A 24,287-nucleotide genomic window follows, 5' to 3' on the forward strand; every position below is an offset into this window, starting at 1 on the left:
AGTGTAAGTACTAAAATAAACAAATAATAAACACGTAAAACAAACTAATATATATACCCCTTTGTCGTGGATAAACAATAGTCTAAGGGAATATCTGTTTCGTCTGTATAGATTTCTTCCATTTCTGGTTCAAAAAATGAAACCCCCGCTTTTACAACTTCTTTTTTACATTCAGACAAAAATCGGTCATAAAACCCTTTTCCATATCCTATTCTATTTCCTTTTATATCGTAAGCAAGTAAAGGTATAAAAACAACATCTATTTTTTTTGAGTCAATTTCAATACCGTCATCAGGTTCTGGAATACCATACTCATTGACAACAAATCGGGTAGCGTCTGTTAATAAATAATGGTTCATAGTATTTGTTTTAAAATTGCTTTTAGAAACAACTACGTGTTTGTCTTTCCCTTGTAGAATATTCAAAATATAGGAAGTATCTACCTCTTTTTGTTTGACAATAGGTAAAAATATATGATAGTATTGATAGTCCCAGATATCTAACTCAAGAGCTTTATTAGCGATGTCAATACTTTTTTTATCTATAGCTTCTTGAGATAAATTTTTGCGAAGTTCTTTATATTTCTTCCTCAGCTTCCTCTTTTCCATTTGTTTTATCTGTAGAAATATTAAAAATTGCATCTCCTTGATACACTAGAGAAGCTTCGTTTACATTGATGACATAACCTTTATATGTTGCACTTACAGGATATCTAAATTTTCCATAAGGATCTGTAATGGTTGCAATATGTTGGCCTTTTTCTATAAGTTCACCGCAAACTACTTTTACGTGTAATAAGCCACTATAATTTGCGCGTAACCATTGTGTAGATTCTACTAGAACAGAAGGTATATGAACTGGTGGTACTACAATATCTGTCCCTAACATTTCTAAGTGATGTAAAAAGCGAATGGTACCCTCTACTCCGCTTCTAGCAATTTCTTTGTCACTCACTTTAGATTTTCCTCCTTCAAATAATAAAACAGGGATTCCTAATCTATCACAAGTAGCACGATATGATTTTGGAATTATTTTAGAATGTAATGTAAAAGGTGCATTAAAGACTTTTGCAAATCTTGCTGTTTCTTGATTTTGAGGATCTATGCGTATTTGTGCAGCATTAAATCGGCTGGCACCCCCTGTATGAAAATCCAAACAGTAATCTGCAATAGGAAGAATTTTCTTAACAAACTGATACGCAAACCTACTGGCTAGTGACCCTCGTGGGTTTCCGGGAAATACTCGGTTTAAATCCCTCCCGTCAGGAAAGACACGTTTCATATCTAAAAAGCCAAATATATTAAGAACAGGGATACAAACAATGGTTCCTTTTTTAGGTTTATTAATATTTTTTGAAATAAGTTGACGTACAATCTCTACACCATTTATTTCATCTCCATGTATGCCAGATGTTATTAATATGACAGGTCCTGGTTCTTTGGCTCGCTCTACAATAACAGGTATCTCAACAGATGAGGTTGTGTATAGCTTAGCGAGATTAAAATTAATAGTAACACTCTCCCCAGGAACAACCTGTTGTCCTAATAGCGTCAATATATTATCTGAATCTATAAATGCCATGTACTTTCTATATATTTCGCTCAATATAGGAAATAATTTCTCCCGCAATATCTGTTCCTGTAGCTCTTTCTATTCCTTCTAGTCCAGGAGAGGAATTTACTTCAAGAATAAGAGGCCCTCTAGCACTTTGAAGCATATCAACTCCTGCAACGCCAAGCCCTATGGCTTTAACAGCTTTAATAGCCGCCTGTTGCTCTTCTTCAGAAAGAGTAATAATTTTTGCAGATCCTCCCCGATGTAGATTGGATCTAAACTCTCCTTCTTTTGCTTGACGCCTCATAGCGCCCACAATTTTACCATCAACGATAAATGCTCTTAAGTCGGCTCCTTTTGCTTCTCTAATATATTCCTGTACGATTACTCTAGCTTCAAGTCCGTTAAACGCTTCTATGACAGATTCGGCAGCATTTTCAGTTTCGGCAAGTACAACGCCTAACCCTTGTGTACCTTCTAATAGTTTTACAACAAGAGGAGCACCCCCCACATGACGTATCGCATCTTTTATATCTCTAGAATAATTTGTAAAAATAGTTTTAGGAAGCCCCAATTTAGAGCTAGAAAGCACCTGTAAACTGCGTAGCTTATCTCTGCTCATAATAAGAGATTCTGAAGTGGTTGTTGTAAAAGCACCCATCATTTGAAATTGTCTTACAACAGCAGTCCCATAATATGTGATAGAAGCTCCTATACGAGGAATAATAGCTTCTGTAGTATGAAGATGTCTACCTTTATAATACACTGTTGGATTTTCTTTTTCAATAATAAGGTCACATTGCAATGGATCTACAACCTCTACACTATGACCTTTTTTTAATCCTGCCTCTAAAAGTCGTTTTGTCGAATATAGATGCGCATTGCAAGAAAGTATTTTTAAATTCATATAAGAGACATTTTAAAAATGTGATTGTAGATTCAGTATACAACGTTTACCAAAATCACTTTTGCAATTTACATATTTCTCATGAGTGTTTTTATGAAGTGCATCTAAGATGCTTTTCCAAATGTTTTAGCCTTTGAGAAAGGTTCTTTATGCGCTTTCGCGAAAGCGTACTTTTTATGCCTAACACTTAGTGTCTATCCATGAGAATCTATATCTTTGAGTATGGCGCTTTCTCAACTCGATATACAATTAAAAACACTCCCTACAAGTCCTGGAATATACCAGTATTATGACAGTGATAAAAAATTACTGTATGTAGGAAAAGCTAAGAATTTAAAGAAAAGAGTACTGTCTTATTTTAATAAAACCATTGATAACGGGAGAATCCGTACGATGGTAAAAAAAATACATGAAGTACGTCATATCGTGGTTGCTACAGAAACCGATGCATTGCTTCTAGAAAATAATTTGATTAAGAAATACCAACCTCGATATAATGTACTTCTTAAAGACGATAAAAGCTACCCTTGGATTTGTATTAAGAATGAACGTTTTCCAAGAGTATTTCCCACCCGTCGTTTGATCAAGGATGGAAGCGAGTATTACGGTCCTTATACGAGCATGAAAACGGTAAAGACCTTACTTGATCTTATTAAAAGCTTATATAAACTCAGAACCTGCAATTATGATCTGTCTAAAGAAAAGATAGAAGCTGGAAAGTATAAAGTATGTCTAGAATATCATCTCGGGAATTGTGAAGGGGGCTGTGAAGGAAAGCAAACCGAAGAAGACTATCATAAGCATATAGAACACATACGACAGATTGTGCGTGGAGATTTTAAAACATCTTTACATCAGTTTAAAGATCAGATGCAAAAGCATGCTGCGGCGATGGAGTTTGAAGACGCGCAACGTATCAAGGAAAAACTAGACATACTCGAAAATTATCAATCTAAAAGTACGGTTGTAAATCCAAAAATTACCAATGTAGATGTGTTTTCTATTATTAGTGATGAAGGGTATGGCTATGTAAATTTCTTGCAATTATCACACGGAGCTATTATTAGATCCCACACATTAGAGCTTAAAAAACGTCTTGACGAGACCGATAAAGAATTGCTAGAATTAGGGATTATAGAAATTCAGCAGCGATTTGATTCTCAATCTAAGGAGATTTATGTTCCTTTTGAGGTTGAGTTGGGGGATACTGTAAAAGTAACCGTCCCTAAGTTGGGCGATAAAAAACGCATACTAGAACTTTCAGAACGCAACGCCAAGTATTACCGAATGGAGCGTTTTAAACAAACAAAAATTGTAGATCCAGATCGCCATACCAACCGAATTATGGCACAGATGAAAGTCGATTTAAGATTGTCTGAAGAGCCTAGACATATAGAATGTTTTGATAATTCTAATATTCAAGGAAGCAATCCTGTTGCTGCTTGTGTTGTCTTTAAAAATGGAAAACCTAGTAAAAAAGACTACCGTAAGTTCAACATAAAAACTGTAGATGGTCCCGATGATTTTGCAAGCATGGAAGAGGTGGTTTTTAGACGGTACAGAAGATTACTTGAAGAAGAAGAACCTTTACCACAACTCATTATTGTAGATGGAGGAAAAGGACAACTTTCAAGTGGTTTGAAAGCATTAGAGACATTGGGACTACGAGGCAAAGTAGCTATTGTTGGTATTGCAAAACGACTAGAAGAAATATACTACCCTGGAGATAGTATCCCGCTATATCTTGATAAAAAGAGCGAAAGCCTTAAAATTATTCAACAATTACGTAATGAAGCCCATCGCTTTGGAATCACATTTCACAGAAATAAAAGAAGCAACGCTGCGTTAGGAACAGAGCTAGAAACCATTTCTGGTATTGGAGAAAAAACAATTGTTACATTATTGAAACACTATAGATCGGTATCTAAAATAAAAACCGCAAGTAAAAAGAGTCTTACAGAAGTTGTAGGAGATGCAAAAGCAACGATTATTTACAATCATTACCACACAAAAGAATGAAACTAACATGTACTTTTTTGCTATTTTTCTTCGCACTTTCTTTAGGCGCTCAGGTCACTGATGAGCAAGATGTAAAAGTAGGTGTTGTCTTAAGTGGCGGCGGAGCCAAAGGACTTGCCCATGTGGGTGTTCTTAAAGTATTAGAAGAAGCGGGTGTACGAGTAGATTACATCGCAGGAACAAGTATGGGAGCTATCGTAGGTGGGCTATACGCCTCAGGTTATAGCGCTAGGCAACTAGACTCTCTTTTTAGAGTGGTAGATTTTTCTACCATTATTCAAGATGAATTGCCTCGGAAAGCAAAGACATTTTATGAAAAAGAAGCCTCAGAAAAGTATGCTATTTCTCTACCATTTGACAATTTTAAACTTTCGCTTCCACAGTCCATTTCAAAAGGACAAAACACCTATAATTTATTAATGATACTGTTGGAACACGTAAGTGATACAGAAGATTTTACGCAACTACCAATTCCGTTTTTTTGTATAGCAACAGATATAGAAAAAGCAGAACAAGTGATACTTGACTCAGGATTTTTACCAGAAGCTATGAGTGCAAGCGGGGCTTTACCCACCTTATTTAAACCCGTCACTTTAGGAGATCGGATTCTCATAGATGGAGGTGTGGTGAATAATTATCCTGTAGATGAACTTAGGGCAAAAGGGGTAGATATTATTATAGGAGTTGATGTACAGGATGGACTTCGTAAAAGGGATCAACTTACGACCGCTCCTGAAATATTCTTACAGATTAATAATTACCGTACTATAAAAGAAATGAAGGGAAAACGTGATAGCACAGATGTGTATATACGTCCTGATGTAGCAGATTTTACGGTTGTTGACTTTAACGAAAAGAATACCATTATTGATAGAGGAGAAGCAGAAGCATTAAAACAGTTTGATGCGTTAAAAGAAATTGCTATGAGGCAACGTACGCTTTCGCGAAAGCGTATACAACCCAAACAAAAAGATAGTATTAGAATAGATGCTGTCGTTATAAACGGAAATAAAGATTATACCCGATCTTATATTTTAGGAAAATTACAGATTGACCCTCCTGTTACGTTAGATTATGAAAAGTTTAGTAATGGGATTAACAACCTTTCTGCTACAGAAAATTTTGATCGTATAGGATATCATTTTCAATCAATCTCTGAAGGGACGTTATTAAAATTTGATCTTCAAGAATCTAAAAGCAAACAATCTATAGGTTTAGGAATTCATTATGACGATTTGTATCGCAGTGCAGCACTGGTTAATTATACCAGAAAACGACTACTCTTTGATAACGACATTGCTACGTTTGATCTCATCGTAGGGGATAATATACGATATGCCTTTAATTATTATATAGATAAGGGATATTATTGGAGTGTTGGACTAAGATCTACTTACAATACCTTTGAAAAAGGAGTAAGTGCTCGGCTTGTAGAACAAGTCGGTAATATTGATCTAGAAGGGATTAATAGTGTTACCTTAGATTATCAAGATCTGACTAACCAGTTGTATTTACAAACCCTTTTTGTAAAGCAATTTTCTTTGGATTTGGGAGTACAACATAAATTTCTTGACGTAGAAACCGAAACCGTTAATGACGGTGACGATATTCCTGGTTTTGTTTTTGAAAAAAGCAACTTATTTGGAGCTTATGGTCAATTAAAATTTGACTCATTGGACAATAGATATTTTCCTCAATCAGGATTTTATTTTGACGGTGATTTTGATTTGATTTTGTTTTCTTCAAATTTCAATGCTAATTTTACTGAGTTTTCTATAGCAAATGCTTATTTTCTTTATGCAGCAAGTATTACTCAAAAATGGACTTTTCTCACAGAAATAAGCGGTGGATTTAAGTTAGGAGGAGAAGATGTACGGTCTTTAGATTTTTTTCTAGGTGGATATGGTAATAAAAAGATTAATAATCTCGTTCCTTTTTATGGATATGATTTTATAAGTATAGCAGGAGATGGTTATGTAAAAGCAGGGTTTTCTGTAGACTATGAATTTGCTAAAAAAAATCATTTGAACGCAGGAGTAAATATTGCTAATGCGGGTTATGATCTCTTTTCTTCTGAAGAATGGCTTACGAGTCCAGACTTTACAGGCTATGCATTAGGATATGGAATGGATACCTTTTTAGGCCCTCTCGAATTGAAGTACACATATAGCCCTGAAATAAAAACGGGAGAATGGTTTATTGCTATTGGCTTTAAGTTTTAACTAAAAGCGATATCGCTTTAGTTAAAATTTTGAATAATTATCAATTTTTTAACTAAAAAGATTAAAATAATGGCACGCTAAATGTGTTTCATAATAAAATGTTTAACTAAAACCTATTTATTATGAAAATTATCATCACAGCGATCGCCACAGCTACTATTTTACTTACCAGTTGCACAAACAAGGAGAAAAAAATTACAACAAACTTTGAAACGAATCCTTTAGAAACAAAAAACGAAGTTACTTCTCAAGAATCACTATTAGCACAATTAGATACTTCTCTTGAGGCTCCTGTCGCCTCTGTATTTTATGTAAATGCTACAAGTGGACTTTCATTAAGATCTGGCACCAATTTACGCTCGAAAAAGATATTGACACTCCCTTACGGGGCACAAGTAAAACACCTTAGTTCTCCTGCACATACAACAATGACTGTCTCAGGGATTACAGGTAATATGATTGAAGTAGTATACCAAGGTGCTGTAGGCTTTGTTTTTGATGGATATCTTACACGTCTGGCACCTCCACAAGATGGAGAATCTGTAGAAGGATATGCAAAGCGTATTTCTACAAAAGATCATGCAGTACAAGTTACTAAGACTAAAAACCCTAAAGGTGAGGGATACGGTATGACAACACGTATAGAACTACCTACATCTAACTGGACAGAAGCGTATAGAATTACCAAAGAACTGTTTGATTTACCTAAAAGCTTACAACTAGATCTTATATCAAAAAAAGAATCTGAAGTTATATCTAATAGTAATAAGAGAGAAAAAACATTTAAAGACGAAATTGCCGTCAATAGAGACACAGCATCAGAAATTACATCTATAGTTTACACCTATCAATTAAGAGATTATACGAGAAGTGTTACTATTGTAAAAGACAAAAATGGATTTATTGTAGATGAGGTAGAAACTTCAAAATAGGTCAATTCATTTGATGGTATAAAAAAAGCGTTCAAAATGAACGCTTTTTTGTTTTGCACCTATAAAATAGGGACTTATACTTCAGAAACACGTAATGTGTTTACCATTCCTTTATCTATAATAGGCATAGCAGCTAGATTAATAAGCATATCTCCTTTTTTTACAAACCCCATATCAAACGCCATTTTATTTACATCTTCTACGGTTTCATCGGTACTTACATATTTGTCATAAAAAATAGCTTTAACTCCCCATAAAAGGCTGAGTTGTGTTAAGATACGTTTATTTGATGTAAACACTAAAATATGTGATTTTGGTCTCCAAGCAGATATTTGAAAGGCAGTATACCCACTATTTGTTAGGGTTGAGATGGCTTTTGCGTTTATCTCATTTGCCATGTGTGCCGCGTGATAACAGATAGCTTTTGTAATATATCTTTTGGTACGAATATGTGGAGGGTCCTGAGGTACCTGAATAAGATCAGAATCTTCAACATTTTTAAGAATGGATGCCATTTTTTGAATGACTTGCACAGGATATTGTCCTACAGAGGTTTCTCCACTAAGCATTACAGCATCAGCACCATCCATTACAGAGTTTGCTACATCATTTACTTCTGCACGAGTAGGGGTAAGACTAGAAATCATAGTCTCCATCATTTGAGTAGCAATAATCACTGGAATACGTGCTTTTTTAGCTCTTAGTACAAGTTTTTTCTGAATAAGAGGGACTTCTTCAGCAGGAATCTCTACACCTAAATCTCCACGAGCAACCATCAATCCGTCACAATAAGCAACAATTGTATCTATATTTTCTACAGCTTCAGGTTTTTCAATTTTTGCTATAATTGGGATTTTATGATCCGAATGTTCATCTATTATTGCCTGAAGTTGTTTTAAATCATCAGCATGACGTACAAAAGAAAGTGCCATCCAATCTACTTTTTGACTAATAGCAAAAATGGCATCTTTTACATCTTTTTCGGTTAATGCTGGTAAAGAAATATTTGTATTAGGAAGATTCACCCCCTTTTTTGAGCGTAGTGGACCTCCTTGAATAACTTTGGCTTCTACTTCATATTTGCCATCAGTTTTTAGAACCTCAAACATAAGTTTACCATCGTCTAGTAAAATACGTTCTCCTTTTTTCACATCTTTAGGAAACCTCTTATAGTTCATATAAACTCTATCTTTGGTTCCTTCAAATTCTTCTTTTGTAGAAAATATAATTTTATGACCAGGTTTTACAACAACCTCTTCCTTCATACGCCCTACTCTTAGTTTTGGACCTTGGAGATCTGCAAGAATAGAAGTATTATACTTGTATTTTTCACTTAATGTCCTGATCATCTCAATGCGTTCTTTTACATCTTCATAATCTGCATGCGAAAAATTAATTCTAAACACATCAACCCCTTCTTTCATCATTTTTAGGAGTATCTCTTTAGTACTTGTTGCTGGACCTAGGGTTGCAACAATTTTGGTTTTTTTTCTAGTTGGCATTATTCAAAAATTAAGTTTTCTTTTGTTTTAAGTTGATTTATATCAACTGTATATGCGGTTACAATTTGTTGTATTTGATTAAGTGCTTTTAATGTTTTGGTTTGGACAAAACCACTTCCTTCTTCACTTATTTTTAATAAATAATCTACACGAGGTAAATCTTCTAAAAAGTAACGTATTTCTGTAGACGTTTTAGACTCAAATAGACTAGAAAGAGTGTCATCACGTTCTTTTGTTATTTTTGTAAGATTACTAAAAAGATGATAAGTTGCATATTGTTGCTCATTGTGATACTCATACAAAGGGAATTTTGCAGATATGACATCGTGGCTTATTGTTAAATCATTCCTACTTCTTTTAAGTCTAAGTTTTAGATGTCTATTAAGCAAATAAGCAAGGTAATAAGATTCTATAGCTCCGTGTATAGCAATAAGCGTAAAGTCATACCCAAAATCATCTTCTAATACTAGTTTGAATGTACCCATATCGTGACTACGAAATTTAAAGATACATAAAACTAACATTATTGTGTGTGGATATATAAGACAATCTTATATAAAAAGATACGCAAACGTTTGAATAATGAAATTGGTTAGAAAATTTTATAAGGGAAGCGTAAAAGAAGCTATAGTTCCTTTGTTTTGTATACTTTCTATAGATAAATTTCCATTATGAATTTCGATAAACTGTTTTGATAGAATTAAACCCAATCCAGATCCTTTTTCACGTAAAGTTCCTATCTGAGTCGTTACTTTAGTTACATCAAAAAGAGAATCGACATACTTTTCAGGGATACCGATTCCATTGTCTTCAATACTAAAAGATAAAAACGTATTTATTTTATTTAGTTCGACAACTATAATTCCGTTATTATGAGAATATTTAATTGCATTAGATAATAGATTACGTATCACAGTAGCGATCATGTTTTTATCGGCCATCACTTTGATATTAGTACTAGCTTCTATAATAATGTTTATATTTTTTTTAATAGATTGTTGTTTTTGAATCTTTATTTGATCTTTTACAAGAGCAAGAATATCTATTCTTTGTGGTTCGTAGTGAATTTTACCGGTTTGTATTTTTGACCACTTTAATAAATTATCTAAAAGAGAGAGGCTATTTTTACTAGAATCCCCTAAGGCATCTATGATTTGTATTGTTTGATTATTTTGGTTCTGCTCTTCTTTTAAAAGATCTAAAAAATTAATAACAGACGAGAGTGGGCTTCTAAGGTCGTGAGCTATAATTGTAAAGAACTTATTCTTTGTCGCAATGACTTCGGATAATTCCTTTTTTTGTTTAGCTATTATTCTGTTTTTATGCTTATAGATATATAATTGTATAATGATAAATAACATAAAACTTAAAAGCAGTATATACCATAATATCATCATAAGTAATACTGCTGGGTTCCTTTTGTAAGGTTCTTTGTAGGCTGTCTCTATGATAAACGTTTTATTAAAAAAGGGAATATGGGAATTTATAAAATAGTTGTCTTGTACTTCGAAGTTTCTCCAATATTGTAAATCTTCTTGAGTATTGTATATTTTTTTACCATCATAAACGCGTTCTCTGTCAAACTCGATACCTGTAGATGTTTTAAACCTAAAAACAAACTGAGAAGTATCTATATTACTATACACACGATCTATAATAGGCTTAAAATCCTTTATAATAGAAAAATAACCAACACACTCCTTTAGATTATTCTCAGCGATAAACCCAATAGGTAATCCTACACGCCCTTCTACTATATTATATGGATTAAAAGCTACATAATCATTAGCTTTTAGCTGTTTATCCATCAACTCAACCGATTTTTTATCTATAAGGTTTATAATTGATCTACCAATAAGCTTACTTGGATCAATTTGATCTTTAGTAAAAGAGTATTTAAAAACATGTGTTGTATCTACATAAGAAATAATGTAACTATCATCTATTGGGAGACTAGATAATTGATAGTTTATAAATTGATAAAGTTTTTGTTGCGATGGGAATTCATTAGAGATCTTAATATAAGAACGTATACCAGACATGAGCGTTGCATAATTATTAAGCGCATTTTGAAAGTCTGAAGCTGTTTTTTTATTTAACTTCTCTAAGCGTATTTGTCTGTTTTCTTTCTCTTTTTCAGTAATGTAAGAATCTGCCCCAAAAACTAGGATACCACTTACAATAGCAAAGAGCACAAAAATAGAATAATATTTTTTTGGTAAACGAAAATACATATAGAGTTAGAGACCTGTTGAGTAACAAATGTAAATAAAATCTTAACAAATATGTTTATTTACTCTCTATTTGTCGTTGAAATACATAAAAAGATCGCTTAGATGCTATTTCTTCAGCTTTTTTCTTGGACGTTGCTCTTGCTTTTGCTACAATTTTATCATCAATAAAAAGTCTAACAGCAAAATGTTTTACGGTATCTTTTCCAGTATCTTCAAAAGTATCGAACTTAAAAGTCTTTTTTTCTTTTTGACACCATTCAATTAATACACTCTTATAACTTATGATACGCCCCTCAAGCTTTTCAATATCGACATAAGGTTCTATAACTCGCTTATAAATAAACTTTTTACAATAGGTATATCCTCGATCTAAATAAATAGCACCAATAAGTGCTTCAAAAAGGTTTCCGTGTATGTTTGCTCCAAAGTTTTCTTTTGGAATGTTGGCTTTTATGTAACGTAATAAATTGAGTTCGTTACCTAACTCGTTTAAGTGTTTTCTACTTACAACTTTTGAGCGCATCTTTGTAAGATAGCCTTCATTACCCCCTTGTACAGCTTCAAAAAGATGTGCTGCAATAACAGCTCCCAGCATAGCATCTCCCAGAAATTCTAAGCGCTCATAATTTAAGGGGTTACCATCTTCCTTTTTAAGTCCTAATGATCGATGGGTAAAAGCCTTTTCGTAATGACTTATATCTTTAGGTTTAAACCCTAAAATACTTCGCATACGCATAAAAAAAATCCCGTTCGTATCTGAACGGGAAGAAAATATTTTTTTTATGGCGCTCATAGTATTAAGCGTCAATTTTTTTAAATAGCACACAAGCATTATGACCTCCAAAACCGAAGGTATTACTCATGGCAACATTGATTTCTTTAGGTTGTGCCTCATTTAAGGTAAGATTAAATGAAGAATCAATATGTTCATCTACAACACTATGGTTAATGGTAGGAGGCACCATGCTATACTTCATAGCAAGAATAGAAGCAATGGCTTCTATAGCCCCAGCAGCACCTAGTAGATGCCCTGTCATAGATTTTGTAGAATTGATATTAATATTCTTTGCGTGATCTCCAAAAACTTTAGATATCGCTTTCAATTCAGCAACATCTCCTAGGGGAGTAGACGTTCCATGCGTATTAATATGATCTACATCTTCTGGTTTCATTCCAGCGTCATTAAGACAATTATGCATGACTCTTTCTACACCAATTCCATCTGGATGAGGCGCCGTCATATGATATGCATCACTAGACATACCTCCACCTATAACTTCTGCATAGATATGAGCTCCTCTAGCTTTTGCATGCTCGTACTCTTCTAGTATTAATGCACCAGCACCTTCTCCTAAAACAAATCCATCACGGGTTGCATCAAATGGTCTTGAGGCTGTTTGTGGGTCTTCATTTCTAGTAGATAAGGCATGCATCGCATTAAATCCTCCCACACCTGCTTTTGTAACAGCAGCTTCACTACCTCCTGTTACAATAATATCACAATGCCCTAAACGTATATAGTTCATAGCATCTATCATTGCGTTTGCAGAAGAAGCACAAGCAGAGACCGTTGTATAATTAGGTCCCATAAAGCCATGCTTGATAGAGATATTACCAGGAGCAATATCTGCAATCATTTTAGGAATGAAAAAAGGATTAAATCTAGGAGTACCATCTCCTTCGGCAAAATTGATAACTTCATCTTGAAAAGTCTCTAGGCCACCTATTCCAGCACCCCAGATGACACCCACTCTGAATTTATCAACTTTTTCTAAGTCAATACCAGCATCATTGATGGCTTCGTCTGAAGCCACCAATGCGTACTGGGCAAATCTGTCTAACTTTCTAGCTTCTTTACGGTCAAAATGGTCTAGAGCGTTAAAGTTTTTAAGTTCACAAGCAAATTTTGTCTTGAACTTTTCGGCATCAAAATAGGTAATAGGAGCACATCCACTTTTTCCTGAAGATAGTCCATCCCAGTATTCTTGAATATTATTTCCTATCGGTGTAAGTGCACCAAGTCCAGTAACTACTACTCGCTTTAACTCCATAAGTTTAAGACTTATTTTGCGTCCTCTATATATGAAATTGCTTGACCTACCGTAGCAATATTTTCTGCTTGATCGTCCGGAATTTGAATATCAAATTCTTTTTCAAACTCCATAATAAGTTCAACAGTGTCTAGTGAATCGGCACCCAAATCATTAGTGAAGCTAGCTTCGGTTACAACTTCGTTCTCATCTACGCCTAATTTGTCTACGATGATCGCCTTTACTCTTGATGCAATGTCTGACATAATTTCTAAATTTAATTTTTAATTAAGTGGCAAAAATAACAAACCTTTATGGTTTGAACACTATTGCCACAAAAATATGAAGGTAATTTACGCAAATATTAAATAATTTCTCTAATAAAAACCTCCAAATTGTTAATAATAATCGTTTGTTTTGCACATTATAACAGGATCATAAATATATGAAACGTATTGTAATTTTTGCTTCGGGCAACGGTACAAATGCCCAGCGTATTATCGATCATTTTAAGGGTAGTACGGATGCTCAAGTTGTGCAGGTGCTCAGTAACAACAAGGATGCCAAAGTTTTAGAGCGAGCAAATAAGAGTCAGATAAGTGCTATTAGCTTCAATAGAACTGCACTCTATTATACAGATCATATTGCACATCTTTTGCAAGTAATCCAACCTGATTTAATTGTATTGGCAGGGTTTTTATGGCTCTTTCCAGAAAAAATAATTAATTTATTTCCTGACCAAATTATAAATATTCATCCAGCATTATTACCTGATTTTGGTGGAAAAGGGATGTATGGAAAGCATGTACATGAGGCAGTGTACGCTTTCGCGAAAGCGCATAAAGAACAAAAAACCTACACAGGGATTACTATACATAAGGTGACACCAGAATATGATAAGGGGATGTATGTTTTTCAAGAAAAAGTAGAAGTAACGCAAGAAGATACCCCAGAAACGATAGCACAGAAAGTACATAAACTAGAATATGAGTACTTTCCCGTTGTGATTGAGAAACTGTTGTTTGATACTAAATTATGATGAGATTTCCGCCTTCGCGGAAATGAAAAGATACCGCCTGCGCGGGCAGCACCATGAGTAAGAAAAAAGAAAAATTTTATGTAGTCTGGCAAGGCAAGAAACCAGGTATTTATCTTACTTGGAAAGATTGTAAGGCGATGATAGATGGATATGCAGGAGCGCAGTATAAATCTTTCTCTACGTTTGCAGAGGCAAAAATAGCTTATAATAAAGACTATGCAGATGTAAAAGGATCTTCTAAAAAAAAGAAAGTGCTTACTACTCAAGAAAAGGAAAAATATGGAGAACCTAACTTATATTCTATAGCTGTAGATGCAGCAAGTTCTGGAAATCCAGGAGTGATGGAGTATAGAGGTGTAGATACCCAAACAGTAAAACAACTTTTTCATCAAGGTCCTTTTAAGCAAGGCACTAATAATATAGGAGAGTTTTTAGCATTGGTCCACGGGCTTGCATATCTCAAGAAAATAGGAAGCGATCGTATTATTTATTCTGATTCACGTATTGCAATAGGATGGGTAAAAAAGAAAGCCTGTAATACAAAGCTTCAAGAAACGTCCCGAAATAAGGATGTGTATGATCTTATACGTCGAGCCGAAAAGTGGCTTAAAACAAATACGTACACAACTCCTATTGTAAAATGGGAAACAAAGGCGTGGGGAGAGATCCCTGCAGATTTTGGAAGAAAGTAGTTTTTTAAAGGATATTAATGCTGTAAGTTTTTTTGGTTTTTTCTACTAATGCCAACGATGAAAATACAATTATGAGAATGACACAACAAATTTCTTTTTCAGAAATAAAAGGACTCAAAATTGAGACTCGATTTTGAGTCTTTTCTTTTTTTTAAAAACGATATCTTTGCAAAAAAAATAGATGAGTAAATTAGTTATTGTTGGGACGTGCGCATTTGATGCTATCGAAACTCCTTTTGGTAAAACAGATAAAATTTTAGGTGGTGCTGCTACATATATAGGTCTTGCTGCCTCTCAATTTAAAGTAGACTCATCTATCGTATCTATAGTAGGAGAGGATTTTCCTCAAGAATATTTAGACTTGTTGACAAGTAGAAATATTAATGTAGAAGGACTCGAAATAGTAAAGGGAGGAAAAACCTTTTTCTGGAGTGGTAAATATCACAATGATATGAACACACGCGATACCCTTGCAACAGAATTAAATACACTAGCAGATTTTAATCCAAAGGTGCCTCCTGCATATCAAGATGCAGAGATTGTGATGTTAGGTAATTTACAGCCTACCGTACAATTGAGTGTAATAGAGCAGATGAGTGATCCTAAGTTGGTTATTCTAGACACGATGAATTTCTGGATGGATATTGCACTAGAGGAACTTATGACCACACTAAAAAAAGTTGATGTCATTACTATAAATGATGAAGAAGCCCGTCAATTAAGTGGGGAATACTCATTAGTCGCTGCAGCAAGAAAAATACACGAGATGGGACCTCAGTATGTAGTAATTAAAAAAGGAGAACACGGCGCATTACTTTTTCATAATGATGAAATCTTTTTTGCACCTGCGTTACCACTAGAAGAAGTTTTTGATCCAACGGGAGCTGGAGATACCTTTGCTGGTGGATTTGCAGGGTTTTTAGCAAGCAGTAGAGACATCACGTTTGAAAATATGAAACAGGCACTGATTTATGGATCTTGCCTTGCTTCATTTACCGTCGAAAAATTTGGAACAGAACGGCTGGAAAACGTAACTGCCGAAGAAATAAGAAAACGCTTGCAAGAGTTTAAACAACTTACGCAGTTTGAAATAGAACTTAATTAATATAAATACGCTCCAAAATTTGGGGCGTATTTGCTTTTACGATAAAGTAAAGTAACCTACTATGAGTGACGCAATAAAGCATGAATGTGGAATCGCCCTTATACGATTAAAAAAACCACTTACATTTTATAAAGAGAAGTATGGCACTGCTTTTTATGGAGTAAATAAAATGTATCTAATGATGGAAAAACAGCATAACCGTGGTCAAGACGGTGCTGGATTTGCAAGTATTAAATTAGATATGGCACCTGGAGAACGTTATATTTCTAGACAGCGCTCTACGGCTCAACAACCAATACAGGATATTTTTGCACAAATCAATGGTCGAATTAATGAAGTAATGACCGAAAACCCCGATCGAAAAGATGATGTTGAGTGGCAAAAAAGAAATGTTCCCTATGTAGGAGAAGTTCTTTTAGGACACGTACGATACGGAACCTTTGGTAAAAACAGCGTGGAGAGTGTACATCCTTTTTTAAGACAAAATAACTGGATGCACCGTAACCTTATTGTTGCGGGTAATTTTAATATGACCAATGTAAGTACGCTTTTTAATAAACTTGTTTCATTAGGACAACACCCCAAAGAGCAGGCAGATACGATCACTGTCATGGAAAAAATAGGACATTTTCTAGATGATGAGGTAGCAAAATTGTACAAGAAATTAAAAAAAGAAGGATATAATAAGCAACAAGCTTCTCCTCAAATTGCTGAACGTCTTAAGGTTGAAAAAATCTTAAAAAGAGCTTCCAAAGATTGGGACGGAGGCTATGCGATGGTAGGTCTTTTAGGTCACGGAGATGCCTTTGTATTAAGAGATCCAGCAGGTATTCGCCCAGTATATTATTATGAAGATGATGAGGTTGCGGTTGTTGCTAGTGAGCGCCCTGTAATTCAAACAGCCTTTAATGTTGATTTTGAAAGGGTAAAAGAACTAGATCCAGGTAGTGCACTTATTGTAAAGAAAAATGGACACCTAAGCATTGAAAAAGTAATAAAACCGCTTACGCGAAAAGCATGCTCGTTTGAACGTATTTATTTTTCAAGAGGTAGTGATGCTGAGATTTATAGAGAACGTAAATTGTTAGGAAGATTATTAATGCCAGAGGTACTTAAAAGTATAGATCATGATACCAAAAATACAGTATTCAGCTTTATACCAAACACGGCTGAAACCTCTTTTTATGGACTTGTAGAAGCAGCACAAGATGAGCTAAACAAACAAAAAGGGGCAGAAATACTAGCATCAAAAGAAAATCTAGATCAAGAATCCATAGAACGTATCCTTTCGCGAAAGCTAAGAACAGAAAAAATAGCGATAAAAGATGCAAAACTCAGAACGTTTATAACAGAAGACAGCAGTCGTGACGATCTGGTTGCTCACGTATATGATGTTACGTATGGGGTTATTCAACCTGAAGATAAACTTGTTATTATAGACGATAGTATTGTACGCGGCACAACACTTAAAAAGAGTATTATAAAAATGATGGCGCGCCTTAATCCTAAAAAGATTGTTGTTGTTTCATCTGCACCACAAATACGGTATCCAGATTGCTACGGTATTGATATGGCAAAACTAGAGGATTTTATAGCTTTTAGAGCCGCGATAGCACTTCTTAAAGAAAATGGGAAAGAGAATGTTATTACTGAAGTGTATGAAAAGTGTAAAACACAAATAAATTTTAAAGATAAAAATGTTCAAAATTTTGTAAAAGAGATTTATGAGCCCTTTACAGATAAAGAAATCTCTTTAAAAATTTCAGAATTATTAAGTGACGAAACAGTAAAACCAGAAGTCGAAATTATTTACCAAACAGTAGAAAACCTCCATAAAGCATGTCCTAAAAATTTAGGAGATTGGTATTTTACGGGTAATTATCCAACAAACGGAGGAAACCGTGTTGTCAACCGTGCTTTTATAAACTATATGGAAGGAAATAGTGCTAGAGCCTATTAGATTGATCATAAGTAAATCACAAATCATACATTTTTTGTGTAGTTGGTCTAAAAATCGTGTAGTTGGTCTAAAAGATGTTGCTCGGTTGTAAATCAGTGCTATATTAGCAAAGCCATAGCATAAGTAGGTTAAGTTCATGGTAGATTTGGGGCAAAAAAAGGTGGAACTTTCCGCCTTTTTTTATGCGCTAAAGTCAAATGTTTCAAAGAAGCAATCCAGCCAGGTTTCATCGAGTAAGTTCGCTACAATTTCTATACCTTTACACAAACAGCTTATTAAACTATGAGTCAACTCTTTTTCTGGGCAACCGTTTCTATTTTCTTTTCTTTTTTGTGCTCTATATTGGAAGCAGTACTATTAAGCATATCTCCTACATTCATTAATATTAAAAAGAATGAAGGAAAAGGATATGCGTCACGACTTGAAGAATTAAAAAAGGATGTAGATAAGCCTCTTATTGCCATACTTACCTTAAATACATTAGCACATACTGTAGGCGCGATGATGGTAGGGAAAGTCGCTGCCGATTTGTATCCTAATTTTGAATTTTTAAGCATCAATTTTGTAGGATTTGTTTCTGGAATCATGACATTTCTTATACTTGTAGCCTCAGAGATCATACCCAAAACGATAGGAGCAACCTACTGGAAACAGCTAGCAAACTTTACTGCAAAAGCACTTAGGGTGCTTATTTTTCCACTTAAGTGGACAGGGATTCTTTGGTTGTTACAACGCACGACAAAACTTGTTGGAGGTAAAGGACATGGTGCAAGTATTTTAAGTAGAGAAGACTTTACTGCTATGGCTCAAATGGCTAGTGAAGAAGGTGTTTTTGAAGAATCAGAGAGTAAGATTTTAACGAATTTACTTTCGTTTAAAGATGTGCTTACAAAAGATGTCATGACGCCACGTACAGTCATGAAAACAGCTTCATCTAAAATGACAGTAAGTGAATTTTTTAAAGAGAACCAAGAATTACGCTTTTCCAGAATCCCAGTTTACGATAAAAACATAGATGATATTACAGGAATTGTTTTAAAAAATGAAGTCTATAGAGAAATGGCACTTGATAATCATCAAAAAACACTAGAAGAGTTACAACGCCCAATTATAATTACAAATCGTGATTTACCTATTCCAGATCTTTTTGAAGAACTTATCTCTACAAAAAATCATATTACATTGGTGGTTGATGAATACGGAAGTACAAGAGGTTTGGTCACCATGGAAGATGTTATTGAAACGTTATTAGGACTTGAGATTATGGATGAAAGTGACCGTGTAGCAGATTTACAGACACTAGCTAGAAAAAATTGGGAAAAAAGAGCAAAAGAGCTAGGGTTATTCGATGAAAATACATTATCAGATGACTAAAACACTATTTGTATTACTTTCTTTAGTAATGACCGTTATGCATGGACAACAAGACAATGCAAAAGATGCTTTTCTTGAAAAATGGAATAACTCTAGAGACTATTTAATTGCTATTGCAGAGGCAATGCCAGAAGATAAGTATTTTTATGCTCCAACAGAAAGAGAGATGAATTTTGGAGCCCAACTCCTACACATGAGAGGTAATATGCTTTGGTTAGGAAACACCTATTTTTCTTCAAAGGCATTTGATAGGAAATCACTTTCTCAAAACATACCATTGGGCAAACAAGAGATCATTAATGCGTTAAGAAAATCTTTTGATGAAGTATATAGACTTGTAGATAAAACCCCTTTAGAAGAGTTAAAAACAACAGTAAGCTTTTTTGCAGGACCTAAATCTAAACTTCAAATATTAAATTTACTTCAGGATCATCTTACACACCATAGAGGACAAGTTGTCGTATATCTTAATCTAAATAATATCGTACCCCCAGACTACAGTGGTTGGTAAGTAAATTTAGGTTTTAGACTTCGTAAATGCATTGTTTAAATTACGCAATATCGTAGTTAAAAACTGAGAGATATCATAAGGCTTTAATATGATGTCATTCATTCCTGAATTCATAATAGTGGCTCTCATTTCATCTAGCTCTACAGCCGTAAGTGCTACAATAGGGACATCGGGATTAAATTTTCTAATGGCTTTTGTAGCTTGGACACCATCTACCTTAGGCATGTGTATATCCATAAGAATAAGATCATAATTATTTTCTTTTACTAGAGCAATAGCTTGCTCACCATCATCGGCAAGAGAACATTTAAACTGACGTTTTTCAAGAATTTTTTGAGTAATCTTTTGGTTAATACGATTATCATCTACTACGAGGATATGGACATTCTCAAAAATATGGATCGCGTCTCCTTCTTCATAATTTTGTTTTTCCTCTTTTTTCTCATCAGCTACATTAGCTTCCAGATTTATAGTAAATGTAAATGTTGAGCCTTTACCCATTTCACTCTCTACCATTATTTCACTATCATATAATGCTAAAAGTTTTTTTACGATAGGTAGTCCAAGCCCTGTTCCTTGATAGTTATAATTACGGTTTTCTACTTGAGAGAATTCTTCAAAAATTGTTTTTTGTTTACTTAAAGGAATACCAATACCATCATCCTTAACGATAAACCTTGTTTTATATAATCCTTCTTTAGTTTTCTCTATCAGATCAATCGAGACCCAGATATTTCCATCTTCATTAAATTTTATAGCATTTCCAATAAGATTCATAAGTATTTGGGAAAGCCTTACATAATCTCCAATTTGTTTATCAGGGAGATTTTCATCAATATGTAAATGAATTTTATTATTATTTTGCTCTAAGCTAAACTCAAAAGAGCGTATAATACTTTTTGCAAGACTAGATAATCGATATGATGTTTTTTCTAATGTAATCCCATTGGCATCCATCTTATTGATAAGAAGAACATCATTGATAAGCGCTAGTAAATAATCTGCCGAAAATTTTAAGGACTTAAGATCTTCCTTATTTTTGCTTGTAGTATCTTCTAGTAGTATAGAAGAAAGTCCAATGACCCCATATAATGGCGTACGCAACTCATGACTAACAGTAGAAAAAAATTGCGTTTTAAGTTTTGATAAGCGCTCAGCATTATCCTTAGCAGCCATCAACTGATTATTTTTTTCGTGTAAACGTTTAATATATTTTTTTCTGGATTTAAAAGCAAAAATGATAGCTATAAGAGCAATCAGTAGGATAAGAGATGCAATGATAAAAATATTACGTAAATCTTTAGATTTTTCAATAAGCTTATCATTTATAAGTTGCTCCTTCCTAGCAGAATCAATAGTACGCTCATATTCTTTAATATTAAAACGAGTATTAGCGGCTTGAATCTCTCTTAATTTATCAGCCTTAAACTTTTTTTCATCGAGTACTTTCGCTTTTTTTAATAGCCCATAAGCTTTCTCATAATCTTCTTGTATTTCAACAAGATTACCATAGTATTTATAAAATTCTAAAGCTTCAGATGGGAATTTTTCTTTTTCAAGAACTTTTTCCACTTCTATAAATGCTTCTTCAGCTAACGCATAATTCCCTTTTTGTGTATGATATCTACCAAACAGTAATTTTAAACCAACAATATCTCTAGGATATAAGGTATCTCTTTTAAATAAATTTTCAACTTGGAGAAGATAAGGAATAGCTTCATCTGCTAAATTTTCGTCTATGTACGTCCAAGCAATGTTTAAAAGAGGCGTGATGTTCTCAAGCTCATATCCCTGAATCGTATTGATCTCAATACTCTTTTTATAATAATCAATACCTTTTTGATAATTTTGTTTTTCGTCAGACTCTACGTTTCCTAAATTTATATATGCCCAAGAAAGTAAAGAATCCATTTTTTCTTCCTGTAAAATAGAAAGCGCTTTCTCATAATTCAATCTCGCTTGGAGCGTATCTTTCATTTCTGTGTTGACAGAACCCATCAAGTCATAGCCCATAAAAGTATAATACGCGTTATTCTGATCTTTTCCTTCAGAGATAATTTGAGTAGCAATCTCAATAGCATTTGTATACTCTAAATCATCTAAAATAGCGTACGCTCGATCACTTAAACGCTCAATACTATCTTTAGAAATAGGGGTTTGTTGTGCGTAAAATGAGTAACTAACACAAAGACAAAAGAAGAAGCTATAATAGAATTTACACTTCATATATGTATGATTATGGGGCTGTGACAAAATTACTTATAAACAATAGGATACACAAGAATAGATTTACCTCTCAAAAAACATATACTTTTTAACGAAATCCATACCTTTATATATGCACAAGGTATACATAAAGAGTCCATTAGGAACTTTGGAAATCGAAGGAGACAATCAAGGCATAGTAGCCATTACTTTTTTAGATCAAGAAGTAACCCCAACAGCTACGATACCTGAAATTTTACAAGAAGTCGTAAAACAACTTGATGAGTATTTCACAAAAAAAAGGACTGTTTTTGAGTTAAAACTAAATCCTCAAGGAACTAATTTTCAAACCCAGGTTTGGCGTACATTACAAACGGTTCCTTTTGGAAAAACAGCCTCCTATTTAGACATGGCAAAAATGCTTGGAGATTCCAAAGTGATTCGCGCAGCAGCAAGTGCAAACGGTAAAAACCCTATAGCGGTTGTTATTCCGTGTCATCGAGTGATAGGAAGTGATGGCTCACTAACGGGATATGCAGGAGGCTTACATCGTAAAAAATGGTTGTTAGAACACGAGAGTCCTGTACGACAAGGCTCTCTTTTTAATTAAAAAATCAATGCTAGTATTTAAATACAATATTTCGCTGTTATGAAGTACATAAAGAAGTTTTTAAAAGGATTCATTAGTATTATCCTCCTCCTTGTTATTATTGCTTATTTAACAGATTACGAGTACATTTTAAAAGGAGTTCGAGTGGTGTATATGACAGGACATGTAACAGCCTACATAGACGATTATTCTCATTTTGAAAATGAAGAAATAGCAAATGGCACAGCCCAACCATGGCCATTACACAAAGCATACAATACTACCAAGGCGACTTCTCAGCTACAAGAAACACACAATAAACTAGGAACTGTTGCTTTTCTTATCATAAAAAATGATAGTATCTGGTATGAAGACTATGCAGAAGAAGATGGAACAACGTATGGTCCCACGTCAAAAACAAATTCATTTTCCATGGCAAAAAGCATCACAAGCGCCTTATTAGGAAAAGCCATTCAAGATGGATATATAAAAAGCTTAGACCAGCCTTTAGGAGATTTTTTTGAGCAATATAACACCAGTGCTACCACGGTAGGAGACCTATCTTCTATGGCATCTGGGTTAGATTGGGAAGAAAGCTATACAAGCCCATTTAGTGTAACCGCAAGAGCCTATTATGATGACGATCTCGCCGAGACCATTCTCAATCAAAAAGTAACAGAAACTCCCGGAGTATCCTTTAAATACCTAAGCGGTAACACACAATTATTAGGGATGGTTATAGAAAAAGCGACAGGAAAAAAACTAGCAAACTACGTATCTGAAAGTTTTTGGAAACCACTGGGCATGGAGCAATCGGCGCTTTGGCAAGTAGACGATGAAGACAATAGACTTGCAAAAACATACTGCTGTATTGCAAGCAATGCTAGAGATTTTGCAAAATTTGGAAAACTCTATAAAGACCAAGGCAAATGGAATGGAGAACCGCTTCTAGACGCCGCTTTTGTCTCAAAATCAATACAACCTAGATTTCCAGAAGACGATATGTATGGCTATGGTTTCTGGCTTAGCAATCACAGAAATAAAGACATATTTGTGATGCGAGGCATCTTAGGTCAGTATGTAATTACCATTCCAGAAGACAATCTTATTATTGTGAGATTAGGTCATAAAAGAGGGAACTTTGTGCCAGGTGCTTCCTTTACAGAAGATTTTTTTATCTATGTAGATGAGGCGTATGCGATGCTTACTAATTCTTCAAAATCGTAAACGACCACTCTCTATTTATTGGGCGTGACCTTTATCCTGAAACAAGTTCAGGAATTAGGTCAGGCTTTCCGCTACAATTCCTCCCACACAAAAGTGTGGTGCGGGATTTTCACTACAATCCTTCACGCAAAAAAAATCTAAAATCGTATCTATGAGTGATATATAAAAACACTTTCTTATTTTAG

21 protein-coding genes are annotated in these 24,287 nt (G+C 34.3%); 11 read left to right on the forward strand and 10 right to left on the reverse strand.

The features are described 5' to 3' along the window. Positions 1 to 44: 44 nt before the first annotated feature. From Q0505_RS04895 to rimK, 3 genes are read right to left on the reverse strand one after another with little or no spacing between them, the layout of a single operon-like run. A complete protein-coding gene (locus Q0505_RS04895) occupies positions 45 to 608 on the reverse strand; it encodes a 5-formyltetrahydrofolate cyclo-ligase (protein WP_299209661.1) in 564 nt (187 codons plus the stop codon). After that, positions 577 to 1,581, reverse strand: a complete 1,005-nt coding sequence (locus Q0505_RS04900; protein ID WP_299209664.1) for a succinylglutamate desuccinylase/aspartoacylase family protein — start codon at positions 1,579 to 1,581, stop codon at positions 577 to 579. The genes Q0505_RS04895 and Q0505_RS04900 overlap by 32 nt, the downstream gene beginning before the upstream one ends. A 7-nt stretch (positions 1,582 to 1,588) precedes the next feature. Beyond that, on the reverse strand, positions 1,589 to 2,461 hold the full coding sequence (gene rimK, locus Q0505_RS04905) for a 30S ribosomal protein S6--L-glutamate ligase (protein WP_299209668.1): 873 nt from the start codon (positions 2,459 to 2,461) through the stop codon (positions 1,589 to 1,591). 222 nt (positions 2,462 to 2,683) lie between these two features. Here rimK and uvrC point away from each other — a divergent pair, with 222 nt between their 5' ends. The 3 genes from uvrC to Q0505_RS04920 all read left to right on the forward strand — a co-directional run bounded on the left by uvrC (position 2,684) and on the right by Q0505_RS04920 (position 7,634). Beyond that, entirely contained in the window at positions 2,684 to 4,480 is a 1,797-nt protein-coding gene (gene uvrC / locus Q0505_RS04910) for an excinuclease ABC subunit UvrC (RefSeq protein WP_299209671.1), read from the forward strand. After that, positions 4,477 to 6,702, forward strand: coding sequence for a patatin-like phospholipase family protein (locus tag Q0505_RS04915; protein WP_299209674.1), 2,226 nt, complete (start codon positions 4,477 to 4,479; stop codon positions 6,700 to 6,702). The genes uvrC and Q0505_RS04915 overlap by 4 nt, the downstream gene beginning before the upstream one ends. A 122-nt stretch (positions 6,703 to 6,824) precedes the next feature. Further along, the gene (locus Q0505_RS04920) at positions 6,825 to 7,634 is read left to right on the forward strand and encodes a hypothetical protein (protein ID WP_299209677.1); all 810 of its coding nucleotides are present in this window, start codon (positions 6,825 to 6,827) and stop codon (positions 7,632 to 7,634) included. A gap of 74 nt (positions 7,635 to 7,708) precedes the next feature. On the opposite strand, the gene pyk is transcribed toward Q0505_RS04920, so the two are convergent. From pyk to Q0505_RS04950, 6 genes are all read right to left on the reverse strand, one after another. Then, on the reverse strand, positions 7,709 to 9,136 hold the full coding sequence (pyk, locus tag Q0505_RS04925) for a pyruvate kinase (protein WP_299209679.1): 1,428 nt from the start codon (positions 9,134 to 9,136) through the stop codon (positions 7,709 to 7,711). Beyond that, complete coding sequence (locus Q0505_RS04930; protein WP_299209682.1) at positions 9,136 to 9,621, reverse strand: IPExxxVDY family protein; 486 nt, start codon at positions 9,619 to 9,621, stop codon at positions 9,136 to 9,138. The genes pyk and Q0505_RS04930 overlap by 1 nt, the downstream gene beginning before the upstream one ends. A 117-nt stretch (positions 9,622 to 9,738) precedes the next feature. Next, positions 9,739 to 11,370 (reverse strand): HAMP domain-containing sensor histidine kinase, encoded by a 1,632-nt coding sequence (locus Q0505_RS04935; protein WP_299209685.1) that lies wholly within the window; start codon positions 11,368 to 11,370, stop codon positions 9,739 to 9,741. A 55-nt stretch (positions 11,371 to 11,425) separates the two neighbouring features. Next, a complete protein-coding gene (gene rnc / locus Q0505_RS04940) occupies positions 11,426 to 12,163 on the reverse strand; it encodes a ribonuclease III (RefSeq protein ID WP_299209687.1) in 738 nt (245 codons plus the stop codon). Positions 12,164 to 12,167: 4 nt separating this feature from the next. Continuing rightward, complete coding sequence (fabF, locus tag Q0505_RS04945) at positions 12,168 to 13,421, reverse strand: beta-ketoacyl-ACP synthase II (RefSeq protein ID WP_299209692.1); 1,254 nt, start codon at positions 13,419 to 13,421, stop codon at positions 12,168 to 12,170. Between the two features lie 11 nt (positions 13,422 to 13,432). Beyond that, positions 13,433 to 13,666: an acyl carrier protein gene (locus Q0505_RS04950; RefSeq protein ID WP_027394586.1), complete on the reverse strand. Its 234-nt coding sequence runs from the start codon at positions 13,664 to 13,666 to the stop codon at positions 13,433 to 13,435. 179 nt (positions 13,667 to 13,845) lie between these two features. Between Q0505_RS04950 and Q0505_RS04955 the strand changes: the two genes are divergently transcribed. The 6 genes from Q0505_RS04955 to Q0505_RS04980 all read left to right on the forward strand — a co-directional run bounded on the left by Q0505_RS04955 (position 13,846) and on the right by Q0505_RS04980 (position 20,081). Continuing rightward, positions 13,846 to 14,439 carry a phosphoribosylglycinamide formyltransferase gene (locus Q0505_RS04955; protein ID WP_299209695.1) on the forward strand — a complete coding sequence of 198 codons (594 nt, stop codon included), beginning with the start codon at positions 13,846 to 13,848 and terminating at the stop codon, positions 14,437 to 14,439. A 53-nt stretch (positions 14,440 to 14,492) separates the two neighbouring features. Further along, positions 14,493 to 15,131 (forward strand): ribonuclease H family protein, encoded by a 639-nt coding sequence (locus tag Q0505_RS04960; protein WP_299209698.1) that lies wholly within the window; start codon positions 14,493 to 14,495, stop codon positions 15,129 to 15,131. Between the two features lie 181 nt (positions 15,132 to 15,312). Beyond that, complete coding sequence (locus Q0505_RS04965; protein WP_299209701.1) at positions 15,313 to 16,236, forward strand: PfkB family carbohydrate kinase; 924 nt, start codon at positions 15,313 to 15,315, stop codon at positions 16,234 to 16,236. Positions 16,237 to 16,297: 61 nt separating this feature from the next. Next, entirely contained in the window at positions 16,298 to 18,196 is a 1,899-nt protein-coding gene (locus Q0505_RS04970; RefSeq protein WP_299209704.1) for an amidophosphoribosyltransferase, read from the forward strand. 282 nt (positions 18,197 to 18,478) lie between these two features. Continuing rightward, positions 18,479 to 19,570 (forward strand): hemolysin family protein, encoded by a 1,092-nt coding sequence (locus Q0505_RS04975; protein WP_299209707.1) that lies wholly within the window; start codon positions 18,479 to 18,481, stop codon positions 19,568 to 19,570. Next, positions 19,563 to 20,081 (forward strand): DinB family protein, encoded by a 519-nt coding sequence (locus Q0505_RS04980; protein ID WP_299209709.1) that lies wholly within the window; start codon positions 19,563 to 19,565, stop codon positions 20,079 to 20,081. Before Q0505_RS04975 ends, Q0505_RS04980 begins: the two co-directional genes overlap by 8 nt. Positions 20,082 to 20,087: 6 nt before the next feature. Here the strand turns inward: Q0505_RS04980 and Q0505_RS04985 are convergent, their stop codons facing one another. Then, positions 20,088 to 22,307, reverse strand: coding sequence for a response regulator (locus tag Q0505_RS04985; protein ID WP_299209712.1), 2,220 nt, complete (start codon positions 22,305 to 22,307; stop codon positions 20,088 to 20,090). 112 nt (positions 22,308 to 22,419) lie between these two features. Between Q0505_RS04985 and Q0505_RS04990 the strand changes: the two genes are divergently transcribed. Beyond that, positions 22,420 to 22,896, forward strand: a complete 477-nt coding sequence (locus Q0505_RS04990) for a methylated-DNA--[protein]-cysteine S-methyltransferase (protein WP_299209715.1) — start codon at positions 22,420 to 22,422, stop codon at positions 22,894 to 22,896. Between the two features lie 39 nt (positions 22,897 to 22,935). Beyond that, a complete protein-coding gene (locus Q0505_RS04995; protein WP_299209718.1) occupies positions 22,936 to 24,102 on the forward strand; it encodes a serine hydrolase in 1,167 nt (388 codons plus the stop codon). The last annotated feature ends 185 nt before the right edge of the window (positions 24,103 to 24,287 follow it).

The sequence above is a fragment of the uncultured Dokdonia sp. genome (assembly GCF_937910895.1).
Taxonomy (GTDB): Bacteria; Bacteroidota; Bacteroidia; order Flavobacteriales; family Flavobacteriaceae; genus Dokdonia.

Coding starts and splice junctions, on each gene's coding strand:
- Q0505_RS04990 (WP_299209715.1), top strand. CDS start 22,420: ATGCACAAGGTATACATAAAGAGTCCATTAGGAACTTTGGAAATCGAA.
- Q0505_RS04960 (WP_299209698.1), top strand. CDS start 14,493: ATGAGTAAGAAAAAAGAAAAATTTTATGTAGTCTGGCAAGGCAAGAAA.
- Q0505_RS04975 (WP_299209707.1), top strand. CDS start 18,479: ATGAGTCAACTCTTTTTCTGGGCAACCGTTTCTATTTTCTTTTCTTTT.
- uvrC (WP_299209671.1), top strand. CDS start 2,684: ATGGCGCTTTCTCAACTCGATATACAATTAAAAACACTCCCTACAAGT.
- Q0505_RS04920 (WP_299209677.1), top strand. CDS start 6,825: ATGAAAATTATCATCACAGCGATCGCCACAGCTACTATTTTACTTACC.
- Q0505_RS04900 (WP_299209664.1), bottom strand. CDS start 1,581: ATGGCATTTATAGATTCAGATAATATATTGACGCTATTAGGACAACAG.
- pyk (WP_299209679.1), bottom strand. CDS start 9,136: ATGCCAACTAGAAAAAAAACCAAAATTGTTGCAACCCTAGGTCCAGCA.
- Q0505_RS04955 (WP_299209695.1), top strand. CDS start 13,846: ATGAAACGTATTGTAATTTTTGCTTCGGGCAACGGTACAAATGCCCAG.
- Q0505_RS04950 (WP_027394586.1), bottom strand. CDS start 13,666: ATGTCAGACATTGCATCAAGAGTAAAGGCGATCATCGTAGACAAATTA.
- Q0505_RS04895 (WP_299209661.1), bottom strand. CDS start 608: ATGGAAAAGAGGAAGCTGAGGAAGAAATATAAAGAACTTCGCAAAAAT.
- Q0505_RS04970 (WP_299209704.1), top strand. CDS start 16,298: ATGAGTGACGCAATAAAGCATGAATGTGGAATCGCCCTTATACGATTA.
- Q0505_RS04985 (WP_299209712.1), bottom strand. CDS start 22,307: ATGAAGTGTAAATTCTATTATAGCTTCTTCTTTTGTCTTTGTGTTAGT.
- Q0505_RS04935 (WP_299209685.1), bottom strand. CDS start 11,370: ATGTATTTTCGTTTACCAAAAAAATATTATTCTATTTTTGTGCTCTTT.
- Q0505_RS04915 (WP_299209674.1), top strand. CDS start 4,477: ATGAAACTAACATGTACTTTTTTGCTATTTTTCTTCGCACTTTCTTTA.
- rimK (WP_299209668.1), bottom strand. CDS start 2,461: ATGAATTTAAAAATACTTTCTTGCAATGCGCATCTATATTCGACAAAA.
- Q0505_RS04930 (WP_299209682.1), bottom strand. CDS start 9,621: ATGGGTACATTCAAACTAGTATTAGAAGATGATTTTGGGTATGACTTT.
- Q0505_RS04995 (WP_299209718.1), top strand. CDS start 22,936: ATGAAGTACATAAAGAAGTTTTTAAAAGGATTCATTAGTATTATCCTC.
- rnc (WP_299209687.1), bottom strand. CDS start 12,163: ATGAGCGCCATAAAAAAAATATTTTCTTCCCGTTCAGATACGAACGGG.
- Q0505_RS04965 (WP_299209701.1), top strand. CDS start 15,313: ATGAGTAAATTAGTTATTGTTGGGACGTGCGCATTTGATGCTATCGAA.
- fabF (WP_299209692.1), bottom strand. CDS start 13,421: ATGGAGTTAAAGCGAGTAGTAGTTACTGGACTTGGTGCACTTACACCG.
- Q0505_RS04980 (WP_299209709.1), top strand. CDS start 19,563: ATGACTAAAACACTATTTGTATTACTTTCTTTAGTAATGACCGTTATG.